The 22,772-nt window shown below is 65.4% G+C and carries 25 protein-coding genes; 8 read left to right on the plus strand and 17 right to left on the minus strand.

Going from position 1 to position 22,772, the window contains the following annotated elements:
- Positions 1–56: 56 nt before the first annotated feature.
- Positions 57–863 (plus strand): hypothetical protein, encoded by an 807-nt coding sequence (locus IQ24_RS16855; RefSeq protein ID WP_145399461.1) that lies wholly within the window; start codon positions 57–59, stop codon positions 861–863.
- A 14-nt stretch (positions 864–877) separates the two neighbouring features.
- Here IQ24_RS16855 and rimO read toward each other — a convergent pair whose 3' ends face one another.
- Positions 878–2,254, minus strand: coding sequence for a 30S ribosomal protein S12 methylthiotransferase RimO (gene rimO, locus IQ24_RS16860; RefSeq protein ID WP_199756626.1), 1,377 nt, complete (start codon positions 2,252–2,254; stop codon positions 878–880).
- A 176-nt stretch (positions 2,255–2,430) separates the two neighbouring features.
- On the opposite strand from rimO, the gene IQ24_RS16865 reads away from it, so the two are divergent.
- Positions 2,431–2,982 carry a hypothetical protein gene (locus IQ24_RS16865; protein WP_242008281.1) on the plus strand — a complete coding sequence of 184 codons (552 nt, stop codon included), beginning with the start codon at positions 2,431–2,433 and terminating at the stop codon, positions 2,980–2,982.
- A gap of 21 nt (positions 2,983–3,003) precedes the next feature.
- On the opposite strand, the gene IQ24_RS16870 is transcribed toward IQ24_RS16865, so the two are convergent.
- The 6 genes from IQ24_RS16870 to IQ24_RS16895 are packed head-to-tail and all read right to left on the minus strand — an operon-like array spanning position 3,004 to position 7,672.
- Complete coding sequence (locus IQ24_RS16870; protein WP_145399463.1) at positions 3,004–3,765, minus strand: ABC transporter permease; 762 nt, start codon at positions 3,763–3,765, stop codon at positions 3,004–3,006.
- The gene (locus IQ24_RS16875) at positions 3,762–4,688 is read right to left on the minus strand and encodes an ABC transporter ATP-binding protein (protein ID WP_145399464.1); all 927 of its coding nucleotides are present in this window, start codon (positions 4,686–4,688) and stop codon (positions 3,762–3,764) included. Before IQ24_RS16875 ends, IQ24_RS16870 begins: the two co-directional genes overlap by 4 nt.
- 23 nt (positions 4,689–4,711) lie before the next feature.
- Positions 4,712–5,314 carry a pyridoxamine 5'-phosphate oxidase family protein gene (locus tag IQ24_RS16880; RefSeq protein WP_145399465.1) on the minus strand — a complete coding sequence of 201 codons (603 nt, stop codon included), beginning with the start codon at positions 5,312–5,314 and terminating at the stop codon, positions 4,712–4,714.
- The gene (locus IQ24_RS16885; protein WP_145399466.1) at positions 5,311–6,072 is read right to left on the minus strand and encodes a lysophospholipid acyltransferase family protein; all 762 of its coding nucleotides are present in this window, start codon (positions 6,070–6,072) and stop codon (positions 5,311–5,313) included. Before IQ24_RS16885 ends, IQ24_RS16880 begins: the two co-directional genes overlap by 4 nt.
- Complete coding sequence (locus IQ24_RS16890) at positions 6,072–7,001, minus strand: cell division protein FtsX (protein WP_145399467.1); 930 nt, start codon at positions 6,999–7,001, stop codon at positions 6,072–6,074. The genes IQ24_RS16885 and IQ24_RS16890 overlap by 1 nt, the downstream gene beginning before the upstream one ends.
- On the minus strand, positions 6,998–7,672 hold the full coding sequence (locus IQ24_RS16895; RefSeq protein WP_145399509.1) for a cell division ATP-binding protein FtsE: 675 nt from the start codon (positions 7,670–7,672) through the stop codon (positions 6,998–7,000). The genes IQ24_RS16890 and IQ24_RS16895 overlap by 4 nt, the downstream gene beginning before the upstream one ends.
- Positions 7,673–7,795: 123 nt before the next feature.
- Here IQ24_RS16895 and IQ24_RS20295 point away from each other — a divergent pair, with 123 nt between their 5' ends.
- Entirely contained in the window at positions 7,796–8,836 is a 1,041-nt protein-coding gene (locus IQ24_RS20295) for a zinc-ribbon domain-containing protein (protein WP_242008283.1), read from the plus strand.
- Positions 8,837–8,849: 13 nt separating this feature from the next.
- Here the strand turns inward: IQ24_RS20295 and IQ24_RS16905 are convergent, their stop codons facing one another.
- The 5 genes from IQ24_RS16905 to argH all read right to left on the minus strand — a co-directional run bounded on the left by IQ24_RS16905 (position 8,850) and on the right by argH (position 14,561).
- Positions 8,850–11,384, minus strand: coding sequence for a DUF4175 domain-containing protein (locus IQ24_RS16905; protein WP_242008285.1), 2,535 nt, complete (start codon positions 11,382–11,384; stop codon positions 8,850–8,852).
- Positions 11,385–11,493: 109 nt separating this feature from the next.
- Entirely contained in the window at positions 11,494–12,759 is a 1,266-nt protein-coding gene (gene lysA / locus IQ24_RS16910; protein ID WP_145399468.1) for a diaminopimelate decarboxylase, read from the minus strand.
- Positions 12,759–13,022, minus strand: coding sequence for a DUF2834 domain-containing protein (locus IQ24_RS16915; protein ID WP_145399469.1), 264 nt, complete (start codon positions 13,020–13,022; stop codon positions 12,759–12,761). The genes lysA and IQ24_RS16915 overlap by 1 nt, the downstream gene beginning before the upstream one ends.
- The gene (locus IQ24_RS20300) at positions 13,003–13,149 is read right to left on the minus strand and encodes a hypothetical protein (RefSeq protein WP_199756628.1); all 147 of its coding nucleotides are present in this window, start codon (positions 13,147–13,149) and stop codon (positions 13,003–13,005) included. The genes IQ24_RS16915 and IQ24_RS20300 overlap by 20 nt, the downstream gene beginning before the upstream one ends.
- On the minus strand, positions 13,146–14,561 hold the full coding sequence (gene argH / locus IQ24_RS16920; protein ID WP_145399470.1) for an argininosuccinate lyase: 1,416 nt from the start codon (positions 14,559–14,561) through the stop codon (positions 13,146–13,148). The genes IQ24_RS20300 and argH overlap by 4 nt, the downstream gene beginning before the upstream one ends.
- A gap of 24 nt (positions 14,562–14,585) precedes the next feature.
- Here argH and IQ24_RS16925 point away from each other — a divergent pair, with 24 nt between their 5' ends.
- The gene (locus IQ24_RS16925) at positions 14,586–15,131 is read left to right on the plus strand and encodes a TlpA family protein disulfide reductase (RefSeq protein WP_145399471.1); all 546 of its coding nucleotides are present in this window, start codon (positions 14,586–14,588) and stop codon (positions 15,129–15,131) included.
- On the opposite strand, the gene IQ24_RS16930 is transcribed toward IQ24_RS16925, so the two are convergent.
- Entirely contained in the window at positions 15,106–15,684 is a 579-nt protein-coding gene (locus tag IQ24_RS16930; protein WP_145399472.1) for a DNA-3-methyladenine glycosylase I, read from the minus strand. The genes IQ24_RS16925 and IQ24_RS16930 overlap by 26 nt on opposite strands.
- Positions 15,685–15,778: 94 nt before the next feature.
- Between IQ24_RS16930 and IQ24_RS16935 the strand changes: the two genes are divergently transcribed.
- From IQ24_RS16935 to phbB, 3 genes are all read left to right on the plus strand, one after another.
- A complete protein-coding gene (locus IQ24_RS16935) occupies positions 15,779–16,606 on the plus strand; it encodes an EAL domain-containing protein (protein WP_145399473.1) in 828 nt (275 codons plus the stop codon).
- A 149-nt stretch (positions 16,607–16,755) separates the two neighbouring features.
- Positions 16,756–17,931 carry an acetyl-CoA C-acetyltransferase gene (locus IQ24_RS16940; RefSeq protein ID WP_145399474.1) on the plus strand — a complete coding sequence of 392 codons (1,176 nt, stop codon included), beginning with the start codon at positions 16,756–16,758 and terminating at the stop codon, positions 17,929–17,931.
- An 89-nt stretch (positions 17,932–18,020) separates the two neighbouring features.
- Positions 18,021–18,746 (plus strand): acetoacetyl-CoA reductase, encoded by a 726-nt coding sequence (gene phbB / locus IQ24_RS16945; RefSeq protein WP_145399475.1) that lies wholly within the window; start codon positions 18,021–18,023, stop codon positions 18,744–18,746.
- 111 nt (positions 18,747–18,857) lie between these two features.
- Here phbB and IQ24_RS16950 read toward each other — a convergent pair whose 3' ends face one another.
- From IQ24_RS16950 to IQ24_RS16960, 3 genes are all read right to left on the minus strand, one after another.
- Entirely contained in the window at positions 18,858–19,022 is a 165-nt protein-coding gene (locus tag IQ24_RS16950) for a YdcH family protein (protein WP_145399476.1), read from the minus strand.
- Between the two features lie 74 nt (positions 19,023–19,096).
- Positions 19,097–19,843, minus strand: coding sequence for a tRNA1(Val) (adenine(37)-N6)-methyltransferase (locus IQ24_RS16955; protein ID WP_145399477.1), 747 nt, complete (start codon positions 19,841–19,843; stop codon positions 19,097–19,099).
- A complete protein-coding gene (locus IQ24_RS16960; protein ID WP_145399478.1) occupies positions 19,836–20,045 on the minus strand; it encodes a putative signal transducing protein in 210 nt (69 codons plus the stop codon). Before IQ24_RS16960 ends, IQ24_RS16955 begins: the two co-directional genes overlap by 8 nt.
- Positions 20,046–20,119: 74 nt before the next feature.
- On the opposite strand from IQ24_RS16960, the gene IQ24_RS16965 reads away from it, so the two are divergent.
- Positions 20,120–21,121, plus strand: a complete 1,002-nt coding sequence (locus IQ24_RS16965; protein WP_145399479.1) for a polyprenyl synthetase family protein — start codon at positions 20,120–20,122, stop codon at positions 21,119–21,121.
- A gap of 66 nt (positions 21,122–21,187) precedes the next feature.
- Here the strand turns inward: IQ24_RS16965 and IQ24_RS16970 are convergent, their stop codons facing one another.
- Complete coding sequence (locus tag IQ24_RS16970) at positions 21,188–22,606, minus strand: ammonium transporter (RefSeq protein WP_145399480.1); 1,419 nt, start codon at positions 22,604–22,606, stop codon at positions 21,188–21,190.
- Positions 22,607–22,772: the final 166 nt, after the last annotated feature.

The raw sequence follows: 22,772 nt of genomic DNA on the forward strand, positions 1-22,772 counted from the left end.
GACAGAGCCCGCAGATGCGATTAGCCTCGGCCCGATTTCGCTGGTGGAGAGTAATGATGTCATCTGGTTCGAATTCCGCGGTCAGCGTTTCGGATGCGACCTATCGCCGCTTGCGGCTGGACCCGCCCGCGCAATGTATCGCCCATGCGCAGAAAGCCGCGAATATCGGCCGCCATATTCAGGCGCTGGAGGAAACCCACCGCGAGCTGATGTCGATTCAGGACCGGCTGAATTTCGCCAACAAGGCCTATACCTTTGCGCGGATCGTGAAGGACACCAGCGTCGCCTTTCTGGACCTCGCGGGCGCGATTGCCGGGGGGCAGGCCGCGACCGTCGGCAGCGTTGGGGTGGCGGCCATCGACACGGCGACCTCGGTGTCAGAGGTCGCGCATGGTCAGGGTGACGCAGCCACCATTGCGCTCCGCACCGCGAACAGCGCGAATTCGGTCCTGAAGGGGCCCGGCGCGGGCGGCACGTTCGGGCAGATGTCGGGCCAGCAGACCATCGGCATGGCGCAGACGGTGAACGAGATGCGCAGCGCGCCCTCGGCCGGGGCGGCGCAGCAGAAGGCGGCACAGGGGGCGGTGAACCTGATGGCCGATACGGTGAAGGGCGTGGCCGACATGGCCTCGACCTCGGAAAGTGACAAATTCGGCAAAGCCGGGCGCGTGGCCGCGATCATCAAGGCGGCCTATGGCTACAAGGCCGCGCTGAACGACACGATCGAGCAGCGGCTGCAGACGGAATATGACATCGCCTCGGCGAAGGCTGTCTATCTGCACAACAACCGCCTGATCATGGAGCGCTATCGCAAGGACCTGCGCGAGGCAATGGACCTGCTGAACCAGTGTCAGGGGCAGTGAACGGGGGCCAGTAATCAGGCCTTCGTCAGCCTGCCCCACAGGTCATATTCGCCCGCCTCATCCACCGTCACGCTGACGATATCGCCGGGGGCCAGACCCTCGAAGCCCTCATCGATGAACAGGTTGCCGTCGATCTCGGGCGCGTCTGCCTTGGTCCGGCAGGTCGCGCCCTCGGCGTCGACGCTGTCGACGATGACGTCCATGACCTGACCGACCTTGGCGGCGAGCTTGGCTTCGGAAATCGCCTGCGCCTTCTGCATGAAGCGGTCCCAGCGGTCCTGCTTGACCTCATCGGGGATGTGATCGGGCAGGTCGTTGGCCCGCGCGCCCTTGACGTTTTCGTATTGGAAGCAGCCCACGCGATCCAGTTGCGCCTCGTCCAACCAGTCCAGAAGCGTCTGGAACTCGGCCTCGGTCTCACCCGGATAGCCCACGATGAAGGTCGAGCGCAGGGTGATATCGGGGCAGGCCGCACGCCATGCCACGATCTCATCCAGCGTCTTGGCCGCTGCCGCAGGCCGCGCCATGCGCTTCAGCGTGTCGGGATGGGCGTGCTGGAAGGGGATGTCCAGATAGGGCAGCACCAGCCCTTCCGCCATCAGCGGGATCAGGTCGCGCACATGCGGATAGGGATAGACGTAATGCAGCCGCACCCAGGCCCCGAGGCCGCCCAGATCGCGCGCCAGATCGGTGATATGGGCGCGGTGCCCGCGCTCGGTCGCGAATTTGCGGTCAACCCCGTAAGCCGAGGTGTCCTGCGAGATCACCAGAAGCTCACGCACGCCGGATTCGACCAGCTTCTCGGCCTCGCGGATCACCGCATGGGCCGGGCGGCTGACCAGCTTGCCGCGCATGTCGGGGATGATGCAGAATTTACAGGCGTGGTTGCAGCCCTCGGAAATCTTCAGATAGCTGTAATGACGCGGCGTCAGCTTGACGCCCGAGGCCGGCAGCAGATCGACGAAAGGATCGGGGCTGGGCGGCACGGCACCATGGACGGCATCCAGCACCTGCTCATATTGCTGCGGCCCGGTGACGGCCAGAACCGAGGGGTGCGCGCCGGTGATATACTCGGGCTCGGCGCCCAGACAGCCGGTGACGATGACCTTGCCGTTCTCGGCCAGCGCCTCGCCGATCGCCTGCAGGCTTTCGGCCTTGGCGCTGTCCAGAAACCCGCAGGTGTTCACGATGACCGCGCCCGCGCCCTTGTAGTCGGGGCTGATGGCGTAACCCTCGGCTCTGAGGCGCGTCAGGATGCGCTCGCTGTCGACCAGCGCCTTGGGGCAGCCAAGGCTGACCATGCCGATGGTCGGCTGGCCCGCGCGCGGGGTGGCATCAAAGACGGGGGCCGGTGCAAGGTCCGGACGTAGCTGGGGAGGGTTCTGGCTCATCCGGCGCATATAATGCGGGTTTGGGCCCGTGTTAAGCGTGTTCCTTGGGAGGAATGTCGATTTCCCTGCGTTCGGAGCGGGCGAGGCCCCTGCCCCTGCGTCACACACCGCTTCGTCACTTTTCTTTTGTCCCGAAGGACGGCAACCTTGCCACATCTGAATCTGACGCGGTGCGCATGAAACATCCTTTCAGACTGAATATCCTTGCCGGTTTCTGCGCAATGGCGCTGGCTGGTTGCGTAACGGTGCCGATGGAGCCCGACCGCCCCCCGATCACCAATAGCGGAGCCGTTGCAGGCGGCGGGGTCTCGATCACCCCGGCCCGGCCTTCGGCCCCGCGACCGGGGGTCGAGCCCATCGTGATCCGCGACAACAAGGGCGGAAACGTGGTGCGGATGATCCAGCAGCGCAACCGTCTGGCCTCCAGCGGTCGCCCGGTCGAGATCAGGGGCTATTGCGGCTCGGCCTGCACGATGCTGATCACCATGCCGAACGCCTGCCTTGGGCCGATGGCGACGGTGGGCTTCCACGCGCCGCGCATCCCGAACACGACCTATATTCCGCCGGGTGTCGATGACCTGATGGCGCAATATTACCGCAACGGCATCCTGCGCCGCTGGAATGCCGAGTGGAAGCATTCGCTGAAGATCCAGAAGATCTCGGCCGCGGAATATGTCCGGCTGGATCCGCAGACGAAGATCTGCAACGACCGCGCGCGGCGGCAATAGCCCCGCGCGCGCCGTCTTCGCTTACTCGCGCAGCCGCCAGCCGGTCAGGAAGATCAGCCGGATGATCGCAAGGCAGGCGACCAGCATGACCGACACCGCAACCAGCGAGACGCCGACCGGCACATCGGCCAGCCCGAAGAACGACCAGCGGAACCCGGAGATCAGATAGAGCACCGGGTTCAGCTTGGCGACGCCTTCCCAGAACGGCGGCAGCATCGAGGCCGAGTAGAACGCGCCCCCCAGAAACACCAGCGGCGTGATGACCATCAGCGGCACGATCTGCAGCTGCTCGAAGTTCTTGGCCCAAAGGCCGATGATGAACCCCAGAAGCGCGAACGAGACCGCCGTCAGCACCAGAAAAGCCAGCATCCAGAAGGGATGCGCGATATGGACGCCGTTGAACCAGAAGCTTGTTAGCAGGATCACCAGCGCAATCATGATCGCCTTGGTGGCCGCCGCGCCGACGAAGCCCAGCGTCACCTCGAACCAGCCCGAGGGCGAGACGAGGATCTCATAGATCGTGCCCGAGAATTTGGGGAAGAAGATCCCGAAACTGGCGTTCGCAACCGATTGCTGCAGCACCGTCAGCATCATCAGGCCGGGCACGATGAAGGCGCCATAGGGCACGCCCTCGACCGATTGGATGCGTCCGCCGATGGCCGCGCCGAAGACGACGAAATACAGCACCGTCGACAGCACCGGAGAAGCCAGCGACTGCCAGATCGTTCGGAAGAAGCGTGACATTTCATGCCAGTAGATGGCTTTGATCGCGGGCCAGTTCATGCGTCTTCCTCGACCAGTGACATGAAGATATCCTCAAGCGAGCTTTGCGAGGTCGCGAAATCGCGCACCGCCACGCCCTTGTCGGCCAGCTCGGCCATCAGCCGCGTGATCCCGGTCCGGTCCGCGTGGCTGTCGTAATCATAAATCATGCTCATCCCGTCTGGCGCAAGCACCAGCCCGCGTTCGGCCAGTTCGGCGGGCAGCGTGGCCATCGGCTCGTAAAGGTCCAGCACGAGGCGCTTCTTGCCGAATTCGCCCATCAGTTCCGATTTCGGCCGCATCAGCAGAAGCTGGCCGTGGTTGATGACGCCGATGCGGTCGGCCATGTCCTCGGCCTCCTCCAGATAATGCGTGGTCAGGATGATGGTCACGCCCTGCGCGCGCAATTCGCGCACGACCGTCCACATCTCGCGCCGCAGCGTCACGTCGACGCCAGCGGTCGGTTCATCCAGAAACAGCACCTTGGGGCGATGCGACAGCGCCTTTGCGATCAGCACCCGCCGCTTCATCCCGCCCGAAAGCTCGCGCGTGCGGGCCTCGCGCTTGTCCCACAGCGCAAGGCTGCGCAGAAGCTGTTCGACATAGGCCTCATCCGGAGGCAGGCCGTAAAGCCCGCGCGTGTAGCGCACGCAGTCGATGACCTTCTCGAAGGGCTCCAGCGCGATTTCCTGCGGCACCAGCCCGATCATCTTGCGTGCGGCGCGCCAGTCGGTGCGGATGTCATGACCGCCCACGCGGACCGTGCCGCTGGTGGGCACCACCAAGCCACAGATGATCGAGATCAGCGTGGTCTTGCCCGCGCCGTTCGGGCCCAGAAGGGCGACGATCTCGCCCTCGTTGATGTCCAGGCTGACGTCGTTCAGCGCACTGGTGCCGCTGCCGTATCGCTTGGACAGGTGATCGACTTCAAGAATTGCCGCCATTCGGCAGACCTCCGGCAGTGGGCCTACCAGAGGGTGCTTGCCGCCCGCTGAGGCCAGGAATCGTCATAGTCGCGGCCGCCAACCTCACCATCGGTGATCGCCGCAAGGATCTGGCCCGGTGTCGGAAGGTCGGCCGAGTCATCGCCGCCCGCCCAAAGGCCAGAGCGCATGATCGCCCGCGCACATTGGAAATAGACCTCGTCGACCGCAAGGACAATGACCGTGCGCGGTTCTTTTCCGTCCCGCGCGAACGAGGCCTTCAGGCCTGCGTCATCGGTCAGCCGCGCATGACCGCGCACGCGCAGCACATTGTCCGATCCTCGGATCATGAACATCAGGCTGGCATTGCCGTCAGCCACGATATTCTTCAACGAGTCGATGCGGTTGTTGCCGTGCCAGTCGGGCAGCGCAATCCGGCGCGGGTCCAGAATGCGCGCGACCGCGCCATCATCGCCCCGCGGGCTCGCATCCACGCCGCGCGGCCCGAAGGTCGCCAGCACGCAAAAGCGCGAGGCCTCGATCATCCGCGCATATTCCGCCGTGATCTGATTGGTGACCTTGCGCAGCGAGGTCGGGCCGGGCGCCCCGTAGATCTGCCCCAGATCCTCGGGCTTCAGCCAGTTCATTTCAGCCCCCCGGCTTCCGCGATCAGCGCATCGCTGGCGGCCTCGACCCGGGCTTCAAGCTCGGCCATCACCTCCTCAACCGGGCGGCCCGTGGCCGGGATCGGGGTCAGGAAATCCAGCACCGAGACGCCGCCCCGGATCGGGATGCCGCGCTTGGACCAGAACATGCCGCAGTTCACCGCGACCGGATAGATCGTCAGCCCCGTCGCCGCTTGAATCGAGGCCACGCCCGCCTTGTAGCGGCGCTTTTCACCGGGCCGCGTGCGCGTGCCCTCAGGGTAGAAGATCAGCTGGCCCAACCCTTCGGGCCGGGCGCGGGCGATCTCGACCTCATCGGCGATCTGCTTCATGGCGTCGCTGCCGCGCGTCCGGTCAATCGGGATGCTGCCCACCTGTTTGGCGAACCAGCCCATGATCGGCACGCGCATGATCTCGCGCTTCATGACGAAGGCGCGCTGCGGCACCGCCTGAGAGATGGCAAGGATGTCCAGAAAGCTTTGGTGCTTGGCAGCGATCAGGCAATCTTCGGTGGGGGGCGTGCCCCGCACCTCGATCCGGACGCCCAGAATGACCCGCGCCGCGCCCATCATCTGCCCGATCCACAGCGTCGCGACGCGATGCGCGCGGGCCGGTTTCACCAGCACCTGCGGCAGCCCCCACAGCCCCAGAACGACCGTCGCGAGCGCGACATAGATATAATAGGCCACCGCCCTCGGCCAATCCAGAAGTGAAGGCGGCCGGGGGTGATAGCGGTTCATCAGCGCACCTCGCGCAGCATCTTCAGCGCCGCCCAACGCGTGGCGACAAAGCCGATACCAGCCGCCACCACCGGGATCAGCAGGGGCAGGATCCAGCCCCAGCCCTGAAAGCCCAGCCCGGTCAGAAAGCCGCCCGCATCGTCGACGCCCGGCAGGGCCAGAATGGCCAGAATGCCCACCAGCGTTCCCGCCGCTGCGCCCATGGCCGCGCGCCGGGTAAAGCGGCGCACAAAGGCGGTCGCGATGGTGATGTCGCGCGCGCCGATCAGCCGCAGCACCTTGATGACCTGACCGTTCGCCGCCAGCGCGGCCTTCGCCGCCAGCGTGATCATCGCCCCCGAGGCCGCCGCGATCAGCAGAAGCGAGAACAGCCCCAGCGTCCGCAACCGGCTGGCCGCACTGACCAGAGGCTGACGCCAGCGGGTGTGATCGTCCAGCACCGCGCCCGAGGCCTCGCCCTCAAGACGCAGGCTCAGCGCATTGGCGTCAAATTCGCGGGTCAGGCCCGACAGTTCAATCAGCCGGGGCACGGGCAGCGCCTCGACCGGGACATCCGGGCCGAACCAGGGCTCCAGCAGCTTCTCGACCTCATCGGCGGGCAGCGGGCGCGCATCAGTGATGCCGGGGGTGGATTTCAGCACTTCCATCACGGTCGCGACCTGATCGTCGATCTGGTCGGCCGGGGCCGAGACGCGGATGGTGACCGATTGCGCCAGCTCATCGGACCAGCGGTCGGCTAGGCGTCCGGTGGCCAGCGCCAGCGCCAGCGCAAAGACCGCCAGAAACGCCATCGCCGCCGCCGAAAACAGCGTCAGCTGCGCGGTAAAGCCGGTGGGCGGCACGATGCGGTCCGAACCGCTGGGGTCGGGCTGCGTCAGCCCCCGCCACAACGCTGCAAAATCAAGCGATTTCAGATCCGGTCGTTTCACAGGTCGGCCCCCGCCAGCTGAAGTTTCTTGCCAGCGATGCGCAGCACCCGCGCCTGCACCTGCGCCTTGGCGGCACGGATCAGGTTCAGGTCATGCGTCGCGATCAGCACGGCCTTGCCCGAGTGGTTAAGCTCGATCAGCAGCTGCAAAAGCCGCATCGACATCTCCCAGTCAAGGTTGCCCGTTGGCTCATCCGCCAGCACCAGATCGGGCGACATGATGACCGCACGGGCCAGCGCGGCCCGTTGCCGCTCACCCCCCGAAAGCTCGGGCGGCAGGGCGCGGGCATGGCCCGAAAGCTGCACCCAGGCCAGCAGATCCTTGATCGCCGGTTTCTCGATCGGCTGTCCCGAGACGATCAGCGGCAGCGCGATATTCTCGGCCAGCGGCAGGTGATCCAGAAATTGCGGGTCCTGATGCACCACGCCCACGCGGCGGCGCAGACCGGCGATGCCATCGCGCGACAGTTCCGTCACATCCTGCCCGAAGGCCGTCATCCGCCCCGCAGTCGGCAACAGATCCGCATAGCACAGCCGCAGAAACGTCGTCTTGCCCGCGCCAGACGGTCCGGTCAGGAAATGGAACGAACCGGGCGGCAGGCTGATGGACATGTCGGAAAGCAGCGGAGTTCCCCCGCCATAACCGAACGACAGGTTCTGCATTTCGATCACTGGGGTCTCCATCACTGCCCGGCCTTCTTGGCGCGCCCTTTCTGTCCTGATAAAACAGTCCGGCGACGAATGCGAGACGCAGGGCCGTCGTTCATGCAGAAGAACGAACAAGAAAGTGGACATATGCGTCTGACTTGTCCGCGCTGCGGCGCCGAATATGAAATCGCGGAGAGCCTTATCCCGCAGCAGGGGCGCGAGGTCGAGTGCTGGGCCTGCAATCACGTCTGGCGTCAACCGGGGTTGGCGCAAAGCGCCGAATTCAACCCAGAGATGCGCCCGCAGCTGAACCGGCCGCTGAACGAATCGATCCTGTCGGTCCTGCGCGAAGAGGCCGCCCGAGAGCTTGAGGCCCGCAAAGCCGAGCAGCAGGGCGGGGCCACCCCGACTGATCACAATTCTGCGACAGGCGCCCCTTCGCCTGCCGCAGAGACCGATCTGGTGGCCGATCCGGCGCCCTCTGCCGATCCGCTTCCGCTTGAAGCCGCAGCCGTGGCCAGCGATCCGGCCAGCCCCTTGGGCGACATCGGCACCGAATGGCCCGCCGCTACCATCACCGCGCCGCCTGCGGCTGACGCGACCCCCGTCCCCTCGCCCGCGTCACGCGACGATATCGAGACGGAAATCTCCGCCGGGCAAGGCGCGCATGACCACCCAAGCGCGCGTCACGGCTCCATCGCGCATTTCGACGCCGATGATTTCGAGTTTCCGCCGCCTCCGCCCCGCCGTTCGCGCGAACAGGCGGCGCATGATCAGGACGAGGCGCAAAACGACCCCTCGCCGGCAACGCTTCCCGATGCCGAGGCCTTGGCGGCCACGCTGACCGGCCCCGAGACGACGGGCCAGCACCCGTCCTCGACCCTGACCTCGGGCATCAACGTGCCTGCAGCGGCCCTGCCGACCTCGGTCGTGCCAGCCGATCCCGACGCGCCGACACAGGCCCCGCCACCAGCCGCTTCAAGCGGTTTCGCCTCTGGCTTCGGTCTTGCGGTGATGCTGGGCTGTGCGGCCCTTGCGCTTTACGCGCTGGCGCCGCGCCTCTCGCCCGAGGACGGGTTGCTGATGACCTGGCGGCAAGAGGTCGACCGGGGACGGATCTGGCTGGATGAAAGCGTGACCTCGATCTTCGCGCCCGAGGATGCCACGCCGGGCCAGCCCGCCGAATAGGCGGCCCGGCCCCTCAGAAGCGGTCGAGCAGCCTGCCCAGATAGTCACGCTCATCGCGCGGCCGTTCCCGCTCGCCGCTGCGGCGGCGGATCTCATCCTGAAGATCGCGCGCGCGGCGTGAGGGATCGGCCCCGTCCGCCAAAGGATCGCCGGTGGTGACCTGCCCACCATTGCCGGTGGTCGAGCGTCCCAGCGGATCGGTGTCCGGCTTGCGATCATAGGGCTGCGCCAGCCCGCGCTGGCCGCGCGGATCGCTGGCCGGGCCGTCGGGGCCGGATTCCTGATTGCCCTCTTGCGAGCGGCCCTCCTGCCCTTCCGGCGCGTCGTTGTTCGCCATCATGTCGCCCAGGGCGCGCATGCCGTCGCGCATGTCCTGAATGGCCTGCGCCTGCCGTTCCATCGCACCCGCCGTGTCACCGTCGCGCAGCGCCTGTTCGGCCTCTTCCATGGCGCGCCCGGCTTCATCGAGATTGCGCCGCGCCTCATCACCCTGCTCGCTGCCGCGCCCGGGCAGAAGGCCGCGCTGTCGCCCCAGATCCTCGCGCAGCTGGCGCTGGCGGTCGGCCAGCTCTTGCCCTTGCTGCGGATCCTGCTGTTGCCATTGGCCGTACTGGTCCTGCATCTGGCGCATCGCGTCATCCGACAGCCGCTGCTGTTCGCGCAGGGTCTCGGCCAGCCGTTGCGAGGGACGCCCGCGCCCGGCCCCGTTCGCATCCGGCGAATCATTGACCCGCAGGTTCTGCATCATCTGGTTGAACTGCTCCAGAAGCGCCTGCGCCTCGGCCATGCGCCCCTCGTTCATCAGGCGCTGGATCTCATCCATCATCTGCTGGATCTGGTCGCCGGTGACCTGCTGGCCCTTCTGACCCGAGCGATCGAAGCGCTCGGACGGGTCCTTGCCCTGCTCGGCCAGCATGTCGGTATAAGCGTCGGTGGCCTTGCGCAGCTCATCCATCAGCTGCTGGACCTCATCGGGGCTGGCGCCATTGCGGATCGCCTCGCTCAGCCGCTCCTGCGCCTGCTGCATCCGCTCCAGCGCATCGGCCAGCCCGCCATCTTCAAGGGCAATCGCGGCTTCCCACAGCATCTCGGCCATGTCGTCGCGCGCCTTGTCGGCCAGCGGACCGCCCTCAAGCGCGCGGATCGCGCCCTGCAGCTTGCCGGTCATCGCCTCATCGAAGGTGCCATCGGGCTGCCAGCTGACGGCGCGCAGAACCATGGCGTTGCGCCCGGCATTCTCGCGCGACCACAGCAGATCGCGGCGCATCTCGATCAGCGCGGCGGCGCGCGGGTCAAAGAACCGCCGCCCCGGCAGGATCATCTTCAGCGGGGCCGAGGCACCCTTCTGGTCGATTCCGTCCTGCACATTCAGCGTCAGCACCACCGGCAGGTTGGCCCAGGGGTGGCGCGACAGATCCGCGCTCAGCCTGCCGCGAACCTCCTTGCGCTGGCCAGTCGCAGGCAGCGGCAGATCGATGCGCACCGGATCACGCGGCTCGGGCGCGACCTCAAGGCCGAAGCGGCGGTCCATCGCCGCCAGATCCAGCGCAATCACCGCCTCACCCGCCGCGATGCCATTGTCGTCCGAGGCGATGAAATCCTGAGAAAGCTTGCCGTCAGCCCGCCGCTCGGCCGCTTTTCCGGCCGCGACCACCGGCAGGGCATCGGGCGTCACGACAATGTCAAACGTCCGCCCGGCCACCTCGACCACGCCATCACGCTCGGCAATGAATGCCGGGGCCAGCGGGTCGGTCTCCGGCACAGGCGCGCCGACGGTCTGGGAAATCTCGGCCCCCTGCCCGTATAGCCGGAAGCTCAGACGCGCCCCCTGCGGCAGGGTCAGCACCTCACCCGCAGGCAAGGCGTTCAGATAGATGGTCGGACGGCGCGTATAGGCGGGCGGCTCGGCCCAGCCCTCCCATGAGGGCCCCTTTTCATCAACCAGAGGCGGCGGTGCAGGCATCGGGCGAAAACTCGCCCCCAAAGCCGTCAGCCCCTGCCCCAACTGCCCGCTCGGGGCAAACAGCATGACCATGGCCAGCGCCGTCATCCCGGCCAGACGCAGCGCCAGCGGATCGCGATGCGAGAGCCCCGCATCAGGCGCAATCGCCCGCGCCTTGGCGGCCTCCTCGGCCATCCGGTCCAGATGCGCGCGCCACAAGGCCGCAGACCCGGCATTCTCGCCGCCCAAGGCCACCTGATCGCGCAGCGCCGACAAGGGCCGCCCCGGCAGGACCGCATCCACACGGTCGCGCGCCGCCTCGGCGGTGGGCCGACGCAAACGCCAAAGCCCAAGTCCCAAGCCCACCAGCAACGCAAAGCCCGATGCCCCGGCCACGGCCAGAAGCCCGGTCCGCGACAGCACATCCGGCAGGCCGAAGGCAAAGACCGCCAGCACCAGCGCCGCCACGACCAGAAGCGGCCAGAAGCGCCGGGCGATCTCTTCCCACCACATCCCGGCATGGGTCAGCCCAATGGCGCGCGCGACCCGCGCCGACAGCGCCTGCCCTTCCGCCTGATCCTGCCCGGTGTTGCGGGGGTTCACCATGATCCGCGCCGCTCCCTCTCTTCCGCCGCTTCTTTCATGTCCAAATATCCCACGGGGGTCCGGGGGTGTGAAACCCCCGTTCTGGGCAAGCGGCGAAATGATGCGAGGGTCAGAGCCATTCGGGAATGCTATCGCGCGCCAGCATTTCCTCAAGGCTTGGCCTTGCGCGGATGACGGCGAATTGATCGCCCTGCACCAGCACCTCGGGCACCAGCGGGCGCGAGTTATACTCGGACGCCATCACCGCCCCGTAAGCCCCGGCCGAGCGGAAGGCGACCAGCCCCCCCGGCGCCAGCGCCGAAAGCTGCACCCCCTTGTCGAAAGTGTCGCCCGTCTCGCAGACCGGTCCCACCACGTCGAAGGCCGACACGGCAGCGCCGACCGAAGGCTCGATGACGGGCACGATGTCATGATGCGCGCCATACATCGCAGGCCGCACGAGATCGTTCATCGCCGCATCAAGGATCAGGAAATCCCGCCCCTCGCCCTCTTTCAAATAGATCACGCTCGACAGAAGGATGCCCGCGTTCCCGGCAATGTTGCGCCCGGGCTCGATCTCGATCTCGCAACCCAGATCACCCACGGTCTCGCGCACGACCTGCCCGAACTCGATGGGCAAAGGCGGCGCATTGTTGTCGCGGCGGTAGGGGATGCCAAGACCGCCGCCCATGTCGAGACGGCGGATGTCATGCCCATCATCACGCAGCGCGCGGGTCAGATCGGCCATCTTGGCATAGGCTTGACGGAACGGGTCCAGATCGGTCAACTGGCTGCCGATATGCATGTCGACGCCCACGACCTGAATCCCCGGCAGACGGGCGGCGCGGGCATAGACCTCGCGCGCCCGCGCAATCGGGATGCCGAATTTGTTCTCGGATTTGCCGGTCGCGATCTTTTCATGGGTCTTGGCATCAACATCCGGGTTCACCCGAATGGCAATCGGGGCCTCGACGCCCATCGAACTGGCGATCTGCGACAGAAGCTCCAGCTCTGGCTCGGATTCGACGTTGAACTGCCGGATGCCGCCTTCCAGCACCATGCGCATCTCGTCGCCGGTCTTGCCGACGCCAGAGAACACGATGCGCTCGCCCGGCACGCCCGCCGCCTTCGCCCGCGCATATTCCCCGGCCGAGACGATATCCATGCCCGCCCCAAGATCGGCCAGCACCTTCAGAACCGCGATGTTGGAATTCGCCTTGACGGCAAAACAGACCAGATGCTGCGTCCAGTCCAGCGCCTGCTGGAACAGCTTGAAATGGCGCGTGAGCGTCGCGGTGGAATAGACATAGACCGGGGTGCCCACGGCCTCGGCGATGCGGGTCAGCGGCACGTCCTCGGCATGAAGGATGCCGTCCTTGTAGTTGAAGTGGTCCATCAGGCGATCCTGCGAGAGCGGATGAAAAGGTAAAGCGGCAGCGCGCAGCCGATGCCAAGCGCCAGCGCCGGAAGGGTCAGGAAGGCCAGCCAGTTGCGGCGCACCATGGTCTCGACCGTGCACCAGATGGCCAGCGCCAGAAGGCCCACGGCCTCGGACAGATCCCGCGTATGCTCACCCCAAAGCGCCAATGCGGCGCCCAGCAGGGCAAGCCCCAGCCAGACCAGCCGCAGAGGCGTCAGATCAGAGGCTTGTGACGACACCGATCCGCGCCTCGCCGCTGACGGAGAGGCCGGGCTCGGTCTTGGCCTGCGGACGGATGGGCGCGCCATCCACGCCGCAACCCGCCACCAGCAGTGCTGCGATTACGGCAAATGCAAGCTTGGTCATGCCCATTCCTCCGATGCGATGATGTCGTTCCAACGCGCGATCTGCGCCCGCACCTGCGACGGCGCGGTGCCGCCATAGCTGGTCCGCGAAGCGACCGAATTGTGCACGCCCAGCACGGTGAACACATCCGCGGTGATGTCGGGGTTCACCGATTGCATCTGGTCCAGCGTCAGCTCGGGCAGGTCGATCCCGTCCTTCTCGGCCATGGCGACCAGTGTGCCGGTGACGTGATGGGCGTCGCGGAACGGCAGCCCCGCCTCACGCACAAGCCAGTCGGCCAGATCCGTCGCGGTCGAGAAGCCCGAGCCCGCCGCCGCCTCCAGCCGGTCACGGTTCGCGGTCAGATCGGACAGCATCCCCGTCATCGCGGCCAGCGCCAGCATCAGGTTGTCGGCGGCGTCGAAGACCTGTTCCTTGTCCTCTTGCATGTCCTTGGAATAGGCGAGCGGCAGGCCCTTCATCACCACGAACAGCGCGACCGCCGCGCCGAGGATCCGCCCGATCTTGGCGCGGATCAGCTCGGCCGCGTCGGGGTTCTTCTTCTGCGGCATGATCGACGAGCCGGTCGAGAAACGGTCGGACATGGTCACGAAGCGGAACTGGGCCGAAGACCAGATGACAAGCTCTTCCGCCAGCCGCGACAGATGCACCGCACAGATCGCCGCCGAGGACAGGAATTCCAGCGCGAAATCGCGATCTGAGACCGCGTCGAGGCTGTTGGCCATCGGCCGGTCGAAGCCCAGCGCCTGCGCCGTCGCATGGCGGTCGATGGGAAAGCCCGTCCCCGCCAGAGCCGCCGCGCCCAGCGGTGATTCGTTCATCCGCTTGCGGGCGTCGCGCATGCGCGACAGGTCGCGGCCAAACATCTCGACATAGGCCATCATGTGATGGCCCCAGGTCACCGGCTGCGCGGTCTGAAGATGGGTGAAGCCCGGCATGACCCAATCCGCGCCCTGCTCGGCCTGCGACAAAGCGGCGCGGATCAGCGCCTGCAACCCGTCGATGGTGGCATCGCATTGATCGCGCACCCACAGGCGGAAGTCCGTGGCCACCTGATCGTTGCGCGAACGCGCCGTATGCAGGCGTCCGGCGGGTTCGCCAATGATCTCTTTCAGGCGCGATTCCACGTTCATGTGGATGTCTTCCAGCGCCGTCGAGAAGGGAAAACCGCCCGCCTCGATCTCTGACAAGACCGTGAGCAGCCCTTCACGGATCGCATCCGCATCGTTAGTGCTGATGATGCCCTGCGCGGCCAACATCGCCGCATGGGCTCGGCTGCCCTGGATATCCTGGGCATGAAGCCGCTGGTCGAACCCGATCGAGGCGTTGATCGCCTCCATGATCGCGTCGGGCCCAGCGGCGAAACGTCCACCCCACATCTGGTTGGCGGTGCTGGCGGGCTGATCGGTCATGTCTTGTTGTCCCCTGGGGGTGAAATGCTGCGTTGGCTGGTTCTTTATACGGCACTGATACTTGGTGCAAACCCGGCTTTGGCGGGAGAAATCGACTGGGATGCCGCCCATGCGGCGGGTTTGCAGAAGCTGGCGCCGACCGATCCGACGCCGGTTCCGGACACCGCCTTCACCGATCCCGAGGGCAAGGAACACAGCCTTGCCGACTGGCGGGGCAAGGTCGTGCTGCTGAATTTCTGGGCCACCTGGTGCGCCCCCTGCCGCGAGGAGATGCCCTCACTTGACGCGCTGCAAACCGAACTCGGCGGCGATGATTTCGAGGTGGTGACGATTGCGACCGGCATGAACCGCCTGCCCGCGATCGAGAAATTCCTGGGCGAAATCAATGTGCAGAACCTGCCGATCCTGCTGGACCCCAAGCAGCGCCTTGCGCGTGAGATGGGTGTGATGGGCATGCCCGTCACGGTCCTGATCGACCGTGAGGGCAATGAGATCGCGCGCCTGATCGGCGGGGCCGACTGGGCATCCGACGCCGCCAAAGAGGTCATCCGGCAGGCGACAGCGCCCTGACCTCGGCATGGCGCGGGCAGGTGACGAAATGGTCGTTCACCAGCCCGCAGGCCTGCATATAGGCATAGGTGATGACCGGGCCGCAGAACTTGAAGCCGCGCTTTTTCAGCTCCTTGGCCATCGCCTCGGATTCGGGGGATTTGGTCGGCGCATCCGCCATCGAGCGCAGCTGTCCCTGTAGCGGCTTGCCGCCGACGAAGGACCAGATGAAGGGCGAAAACCCCTCGCCCGCCTCGATTTCCAGAAAACGGCGGGCGCCGGTCACCGTCGCCTCGATCTTGCCGCGATGGCGGATGATGCCGGGGTTTTGCAGCGCCCTTTCGATCTGCGCCTCGCCCCAGTTCGCGACGCGCTCGGGGTCGAAATTCTCGAATTCCTCGCGGAAAGCGTCGCGTTTGCGCAGGATCGTGATCCAGCTGAGCCCGGCCTGAAACCCATCAAGGACAAGCTTTTCCCACAGCGCCCGCGAATCGTATTCCGGCACGCCCCACTCCTGGTCGTGATAGTCGACATAAAGCGGGTCGGTCCCACACCAGGTGCAGCGTTCGGTCATGTCCAATTAACCTCATTCTCAAATATCGCGTTCGGTTTACACGATATTAGGAGAAGGTCGCCATCGTAATCACATGACAAGTAACAGGTTGGGCATGACCGAATTTAACTCTCCGCCGGATGAACCCGCATCGCCGCTGGACTTTGCGATCGATCAGCAATCGCGCGTGACCATGGCCTCGGTCCGGCGCGCCGTGTCGCGTGGCGATGCCGTGCTGGCCTTTCAGCCGGTCGTGCAGGCCGAACGGACCGAACTGCCAGCCTTCTACGAAGGGCTGATCCGCGTCTTCGACGAAACCGGCCGCATCATTCCGCTGCGCGACTTCATGCCACTGGCCGAAACCACCGAGCTTGGCCGTCAGATCGACTGCATGTCGCTGTCGCTGGGGCTGCGCGCGCTCTCGGAAGAAGCGTCACTGCGCCTGTCGATCAACATGTCGGCGCGCTCGATCGGCTATCCCGCCTGGCTGCGCACGCTGCGCGACGGCCTGTCGCAGGACGCGCGAATCGCTGAGCGGCTGATTCTGGAAATCACCGAAAGCTCGGCCATGGGCATGCCGGATCTGGTGGGCAAGTTCATGCATGACGTGCAGGACCTGGGTATCAGCTTTGCACTGGACGATTTCGGCGCGGGCTACACCTCGTTCCGCTATCTGCGCGATTTCTGCTTCGACATGATCAAGATCGACGGTCAGTTCATCCGCGAAATCGCCGATCAGCGCGACAATCAGGTGCTGACCAGCGCGCTGCAATCCATCGCCCATCACTTCGACATGTTCACCGTCGCCGAATCCGTGGAAACCGCTGATGATGCGGCTTTTCTGATCGAAAAGGGCATCGATTGCCTGCAGGGGTACTATTTCGGCGCGCCCACCATCGTGCCGCCGTGGAAGACGCCGGGCAGCTCGGCCGTCCGGCTTTGACCGCGCCGGGCAGCCCCCACCCCGCAGGCCCAAAGAGGGCTGATCCCTTCGTCTTTATGCGACTCGCCGCCACTTGACCTCGGGTCACGAAACGGCAACCTGACTCTCATCCGCCGGCTTCGGCTGGCGCTTGTGGGAAGGAGCCCCTAATGACGAAAGCCGTGATCGTTTCCGCTGCCCGTACGCCCGTCGGCAGCTTTCTTGGATCTTTTGCCCATCTTCCGGCGCATGAACTTGGCGCAATTGCCCTGAAAGCAGTGGTGGAGCGGGCCGGGATCGATCCGTCCGAGGTGTCCGAAACCATCCTGGGTCAGGTGCTGACCGCCGCTCAGGGCCAGAACCCGGCCCGTCAGGCGCATATCAAGGCGGGCCTGCCCGAAGGTTCGGCCGCCTGGCTGATCAACCAAGTCTGTGGCTCGGGCCTGCGCTCGGTCGCGCTGGCCGCCCAACAGGTGATCCTGGGCGATGCGACCATCGTCGCTGCCGGTGGTCAGGAATCGATGTCGCTGTCGGCCCATGCCGCCAACATCCGCGCGGGTCAAAAGATGGGTGATCTGCAGATGATCGACACGATGATCCGCGACGGCCTGTGGGATGCGTTCAACAACTACCACATGGGCCAGACGGCCGAGAACGTGGCCCAGAAATTCGGCATCTCGCGCGAAGATCAGGACCAGTTCGCCGTCGCCTCGCAGAACAAGGCCGAGGCCGCCCAGTCCGCCGGTCGCTTCAAGGATGAGATCACGCCCGTCACCATCAAATCGCGCAAGGGCGAGGCGGTGATCGACAGCGACGAATACATCCGTCACGGCGCGACGCTGGAAGCCATGGAAAAGCTGCGCCCGGCCTTCACCAAGGACGGCAGCGTGACCGCGGGCAACGCCTCGGGTCTGAACGACGGCGCCGCCGCCGTGCTGGTGATGTCCGAGGATGAGGCCGCCCGCCGCGGCCTGACGCCGCTGGCCCGCATCGCCTCCTATGCGACCGCTGGCGTGGACCCGACCATCATGGGCACCGGCCCGATCCCGGCCAGCCGCCGCGCGCTGGAGAAAGCCGGTTGGAAGGTCGCCGATCTGGATCTGGTCGAAGCGAACGAGGCCTTTGCCGCTCAGGCCATCGCGGTCAACCGCGACCTGGGCTGGAACCCCGAGATCGTCAACGTGAACGGCGGCGCCATTGCCATCGGCCACCCGATCGGTGCCTCGGGTGCGCGTATCCTGAACACGCTGCTGTTCGAAATGGGCCGCCGCGACGCCAAGAAGGGCCTTGCGACGCTTTGCATCGGCGGCGGCATGGGCGTTGCCATGTGCCTTGAGCGTCCCTGAGCATTTCAAAATTGGGCGCGCAATTATGTTGCGCGCCCAATTCCTATTCGGTAACACTATTTCACAAGTAATCACCTAGGGGGACTAAAATGGCTAAAGTGGCACTCGTGACCGGCGGCTCACGCGGAATCGGCGCGGCAATTTCGAAGGCGCTGAAAGAGGCAGGATACACGGTCGCCGCCAACTATGCCGGCAATGACGACGCCGCACGTGCGTTCACGGCCGAGACGGGCATCAAGACCTACAAGTGGTCGGTGGCCGACTATGACGCCTGCGCCGCCGGCATCAAGCAGGTCGAGGAAGAGCTGGGCCCCATCGCCGTTCTGGTCAACAACGCGGGCATCACGCGCGACGCGATGTTCCACAAGATGACCGCCGAACAGTGGAAAGAGGTCATCGACACCAACCTGACCGGCCTCTTCAACATGACGCATCCGGCCTGGTCGGGCATGCGCGACCGCAAATTCGGCCGCATCGTCAACATCAGCTCGATCAACGGCCAGAAGGGCCAGGCAGGTCAGGCGAACTATTCGGCGGCCAAGGCGGGCGACATCGGCTTCACCAAGGCTCTGGCCCAGGAAGGCGCGCGCGCCGGGATCACCGTGAACGCGATCTGCCCGGGCTATATCGGCACCGAAATGGTCCGCGCCATCGACGAAAAAGTGCTGAACGAGCGTATCATTCCGCAGATCCCCGTCGGCCGCCTGGGTGAGCCGGAAGAGATCGCGCGCTGCGTGGTGTTCCTGGCCTCGGATGATGCGGGCTTCATCACCGGCTCGACCATCAGCGCCAACGGCGGCCAGTTCTTCGTCTAAGACGCTGAACCTGCGGCTTTCGCCGGTCAAAAATACGGCTTGAAAATACTGCGGCCCGGGAAGTTCCCGGGCCGTTTCAACTGGATCTTCAGAATTCCACGTGAAGCGAGATCAATGCGTGAGACGCGCAATCTCCTCCTTGAGACGCATCTTTTCCTTTTTCATCTGCGCAATCGTGATGTCATCCATGCCCGGACTACGATGAGCCGCGTCAATTTTGTCGGACAGAGTCTGGTGCTTGCGGCGAAGTTCCAGAACATGGGATTCTACCGTCATTTCGTCCTCCTCGTGGATTGATCGAACTGGATGATTGCAGCACAGAATCGTCACATTGTCACCGACAATAACGGTCAAATACCCGCGATTCCGTCGCCGTCGCGCAAAACCCGGCTGGCATCGGGCGAGAGGTCCTCGGCATCGACCGAATGTGACAGTTTTGCGTGCATGATGAAGGGCGCGCAAAGCCGCAAAGGGCTGCGCGCGCCCTTCCGCGCCAGCACGATCACCCGCCCCGCCTCTCGCCCCTGCCGCGCGGCAATCGGCAGGATGCGGATGGCCCCTGCCCGGCCATGCAGCGCTGCGATCAGGTCGTCCAGCCGGTCGGCGCGCTGGATCAGCGTGATCTCTCCGCCCGGTTTCAGGCGGCGCAGCCCGGCATGGATCCAGGCGCCCAGCACCGTGTCCTCATGCCGCGAGATCCCCCTGCCCGATTGCAAGGCGACGGTGCCGCCCAGAAAATAGGGCGGGTTGGCGATCACATGATCAAAGCTTGCGCCGCGCAGATCGGCAGGCATTTCGCCCAGATCGCCAGTGTGGATCTGCGCCTCGATCCCGTTCGCGGCGGCGTTTTGTCGCGCCAGTTCCGCATAGGTGGGCTGAAGCTCCAGCCCCGCCAGCCGGGCCTCGCGCACCCGCCAGCCCAGACAGATCAGCGCCACGCCCGCGCCGCAGCCCAGTTCCAGCACCTTCTGCCCCGGACGTGCCGGACAGGCCGCCGCCAGCATCACCGCATCAGCCCCCGCGCGGTAGCCGTCCACCGGCTGGCGGATTTGCAGCCGCCCGCCCAGAAAGCCGTCGACGCGCGTGCCGTCAGTCATGCAGCCCGAAATCGCGCAGGATGGCCTTGGCCATGAAATGGTCGCGGTCGGCCACCATCAACCGGCGCGGCAGGATACCCAGCGAGCCTTCCAGCACGCTCATATGGGCGTCCAGCGGGAAGGCTTCGATGCCTTCCGACGCCAGCAGGTCGACGACGCGCGGGATCAAAAGCGGGTCGGTGGTGCGCAGAAGCTCTTTCATATCCGGTAAATAGTTAAGCGGCGGTTGCGAAACTGTCCATTGCATGGCAGATGCAGGCGCGAAAGGGGATAGCAATGGGCATGAACGAAAACGTCTTGAAACCGCTCGATCAGCTTTCCTCGGCACTGGCAGCCGATATGGAGGCCGTCAACACGTTGATCCGTCAACGGATGGCAAGCCGCCACGCACCACGCATACCCGAAGTGACCGCGCATCTGGTCGAGGCAGGCGGAAAGCGCCTGCGCCCGATGCTGACACTGGCTGCAGCAAGGCTTTGCGGAACTGCGGACGACCGGCATGTCCTGTTGGCCGCGGCGGTCGAGTTCATCCATACGGCGACACTTCTGCATGATGACGTTGTCGACGAAAGCCGGCAGCGACGCGGGCGTCCGACCGCGAACCTGCTGTGGGACAATAAATCCAGCGTGCTGGTGGGCGACTATCTGTTTGCCCGCAGCTTCCAGCTGATGGCCGAGACCGGGAATATGCGCGTCATGCACATCCTGTCCGACGCCAGCGCCACCATCGCCGAGGGCGAGGTGCTGCAGCTGACCGCCGCGCAGGATCTGGCGACGACCGAGGACATCTATCTGCAGGTCGTGCGCGGCAAGACCGCCGCGCTGTTTTCCGCCGCGACCGAGGCGGGTGCCGTGGTCGCGGGCGCCGACGCTTCGGTCCAGCGGGCGCTGTTCGACTATGGCGATGCGCTTGGGATTGCCTTCCAGATCGTCGATGACGTGCTGGATTACGGCGGCTCGACCAGCACCATCGGCAAGAACGTCGGCGATGACTTCCGAGAACGCAAGCTGACGCTGCCGGTGATCAAGGCGATTGCCGCCGCCGATGCCGAGGAGCGCGCCTTCTGGGAGCGCACCATCGGCAAGGGCCAGCAGGATGAGGCCGATCTGGCAACCGCCATGACGATCCTGAACCGTCGCCACGCCCTGAACGCCGCGCGTGAGGATGCGGTCGCCTGGTCGAACCGCGCGAAGGATGCCTTGGCCGCGACGCCGGACCACCCACTGCGCCAGACGCTGAGCGAACTGGCGGATTTCGTGGTCGCCCGGCTGTCCTGACAGGCCCCGCCGCAGACATGAAAAAGCCCGGCATTGCCGGGCTTTTTGCTTGATGGGGACCAAGGCTCAGCTGTTATAGGCGTTCTCGCCATGGGTGGTGACGTCCAGGCCCTGACGCTCTTCCCCAGCCGCGACGCGCAGGCCGACGGTGACGCGGGCGATGGTCAGCGCGATGACCGAAGCGATGGCAGACCAGATCACCGCGACCAGCACGCCGATGGTCTGCGTCGTCACCTGAGAGGCGATGCTGTAGTCCCCGACGGCTCCGGTCGCGTAGTCAAAGACCCCGGTTCCGCCCAGCGAGGGCGCGGCAAAGACGCCAGTCAGGATCGCGCCGACAATGCCGCCGATGCCGTGAATGCCAAAGACATCAAGGCTTTCGTCGATCCCCAGCTTCGATTTCAGGCTGATGACGAACCACATGCACAAAAGGCCCGCGACCAGTCCGATGGTGATGGCCCCCATCGGGCCGACAAAGCCCGCCGCCGGAGTGATGCCCACCAGCCCGGCAATCGCTCCCGAGATCCCGCCCAGAAGCGACGGGTGGCCGCGAAAGACCCACTCACCAAAGGCCCAGGCCAGCGCGGCAGCCGCAGTCGCAACGGTGGTGTTGAGCAGCGCCAGCGCGGCGGTCCCCGTCGCCTCCATGTTGGAGCCCGCGTTGAAGCCGAACCAGCCGATCCACAGAAGGCAGCCGCCGATGAAGGTGAAGGGCAGGTTGTGCGGGGCCATCAGCTCTTTGCCATAGCCCAGCCGGGGGCCGACGATGATCGCGGCGACCAGCCCCGCCACGGCGGCATTGATGTGGATGACGGTGCCGCCGGCGAAATCAAGGTCTCCATGCCCGAACAGATAGCCGCCCGGCGCGTCGAAGGCGCTCGGCCCGCCCCACCACCAGACCATATGCGCCATCGGCAAATAGGACAGGACGAACCAGATCACCACGAAGACCAGAATGGCCGCGAATTTCATCCGCTCGACCGTGGCACCGACGATCAGCGCCGAGGCGATGCAGGCAAAGGCCATCTGGAAGGTCACAAAGACCAGTTCGGGGACATAGACAGTGGCGGTGAAGGTCTCGGCGATCGAGGCAGGCGTCACGCCCGCCAGGAAGGATTTCGACAGCCCGCCAATGAACGGCGTCAGCCAGGTCGCATCCTCGGCGCTGCCAGCACCGGTGAAGGCCAGCGAATAGCCGAAGATCACCCATAAAAGCGCGATGACGCAAAAGATCGTCAGCACCTGCATCAGGACCGAGAGCATGTTCTTGGCCCGCACCAGACCGCCATAAAACAGCGCCAGCCCCGGGATCGTCATGGCCATGACCAGAATGGCCGAGATCATCATCCAGGCGGCATCCCCCTTGTCGAGAATGGGCGGCACCGTCTGGGTGGGCGTTTCCTGCGCGAGGGCCGAGAGCGCAAGTCCGGGCAGGACCAGGGTCGCCAGCGCCAGTTTCCGATGGATTGCGGTTGGTAACGTCATCTTGTGTGCACCTTCTTTCTGCGTCGCAGCAGTTCCTGTTGGGATCAGAAGGCGCGCCTTGATGCCCGCGCGACAAGCAACACCCGACGGTTGGCGCACGCAGGGGCGGAACTGCACAAGAATGAGGCACCGAAATGCCGCCGATGCAGCCTTTCAGGGCAGTTCA

Source organism: Paracoccus sulfuroxidans (genome assembly GCF_007830335.1).
GTDB classification, from domain to species: Bacteria; Pseudomonadota; Alphaproteobacteria; order Rhodobacterales; family Rhodobacteraceae; genus Paracoccus; species Paracoccus sulfuroxidans.

What these genes read in the sequence shown, in the direction of transcription:
- IQ24_RS16880 (WP_145399465.1), bottom strand. Translation starts at nt 5,314, where the DNA reads ATGAACTGGCTGAAGCCCGAGGATCTGGGGCAGATCTACGGGGCGCCC.
- IQ24_RS16925 (WP_145399471.1), top strand. Translation starts at nt 14,586, where the DNA reads ATGCTGCGTTGGCTGGTTCTTTATACGGCACTGATACTTGGTGCAAAC.
- phbB (WP_145399475.1), top strand. Translation starts at nt 18,021, where the DNA reads ATGGCTAAAGTGGCACTCGTGACCGGCGGCTCACGCGGAATCGGCGCG.
- IQ24_RS16970 (WP_145399480.1), bottom strand. Translation starts at nt 22,606, where the DNA reads ATGACGTTACCAACCGCAATCCATCGGAAACTGGCGCTGGCGACCCTG.
- rimO (WP_199756626.1), bottom strand. Translation starts at nt 2,254, where the DNA reads ATGAGCCAGAACCCTCCCCAGCTACGTCCGGACCTTGCACCGGCCCCC.
- IQ24_RS16965 (WP_145399479.1), top strand. Translation starts at nt 20,120, where the DNA reads ATGGGCATGAACGAAAACGTCTTGAAACCGCTCGATCAGCTTTCCTCG.
- IQ24_RS16950 (WP_145399476.1), bottom strand. Translation starts at nt 19,022, where the DNA reads ATGACGGTAGAATCCCATGTTCTGGAACTTCGCCGCAAGCACCAGACT.
- IQ24_RS16955 (WP_145399477.1), bottom strand. Translation starts at nt 19,843, where the DNA reads ATGACTGACGGCACGCGCGTCGACGGCTTTCTGGGCGGGCGGCTGCAA.
- IQ24_RS16905 (WP_242008285.1), bottom strand. Translation starts at nt 11,384, where the DNA reads ATGGTGAACCCCCGCAACACCGGGCAGGATCAGGCGGAAGGGCAGGCG.
- IQ24_RS16940 (WP_145399474.1), top strand. Translation starts at nt 16,756, where the DNA reads ATGACGAAAGCCGTGATCGTTTCCGCTGCCCGTACGCCCGTCGGCAGC.
- IQ24_RS16885 (WP_145399466.1), bottom strand. Translation starts at nt 6,072, where the DNA reads ATGAACCGCTATCACCCCCGGCCGCCTTCACTTCTGGATTGGCCGAGG.
- IQ24_RS16875 (WP_145399464.1), bottom strand. Translation starts at nt 4,688, where the DNA reads ATGGCGGCAATTCTTGAAGTCGATCACCTGTCCAAGCGATACGGCAGC.
- IQ24_RS16855 (WP_145399461.1), top strand. Translation starts at nt 57, where the DNA reads ATGTCATCTGGTTCGAATTCCGCGGTCAGCGTTTCGGATGCGACCTAT.
- IQ24_RS16930 (WP_145399472.1), bottom strand. Translation starts at nt 15,684, where the DNA reads ATGACCGAACGCTGCACCTGGTGTGGGACCGACCCGCTTTATGTCGAC.
- argH (WP_145399470.1), bottom strand. Translation starts at nt 14,561, where the DNA reads ATGACCGATCAGCCCGCCAGCACCGCCAACCAGATGTGGGGTGGACGT.
- IQ24_RS16865 (WP_242008281.1), top strand. Translation starts at nt 2,431, where the DNA reads ATGAAACATCCTTTCAGACTGAATATCCTTGCCGGTTTCTGCGCAATG.
- IQ24_RS16935 (WP_145399473.1), top strand. Translation starts at nt 15,779, where the DNA reads ATGACCGAATTTAACTCTCCGCCGGATGAACCCGCATCGCCGCTGGAC.
- IQ24_RS20295 (WP_242008283.1), top strand. Translation starts at nt 7,796, where the DNA reads ATGCGTCTGACTTGTCCGCGCTGCGGCGCCGAATATGAAATCGCGGAG.
- lysA (WP_145399468.1), bottom strand. Translation starts at nt 12,759, where the DNA reads ATGGACCACTTCAACTACAAGGACGGCATCCTTCATGCCGAGGACGTG.
- IQ24_RS16870 (WP_145399463.1), bottom strand. Translation starts at nt 3,765, where the DNA reads ATGAACTGGCCCGCGATCAAAGCCATCTACTGGCATGAAATGTCACGC.
- IQ24_RS20300 (WP_199756628.1), bottom strand. Translation starts at nt 13,149, where the DNA reads ATGACCAAGCTTGCATTTGCCGTAATCGCAGCACTGCTGGTGGCGGGT.
- IQ24_RS16960 (WP_145399478.1), bottom strand. Translation starts at nt 20,045, where the DNA reads ATGAAAGAGCTTCTGCGCACCACCGACCCGCTTTTGATCCCGCGCGTC.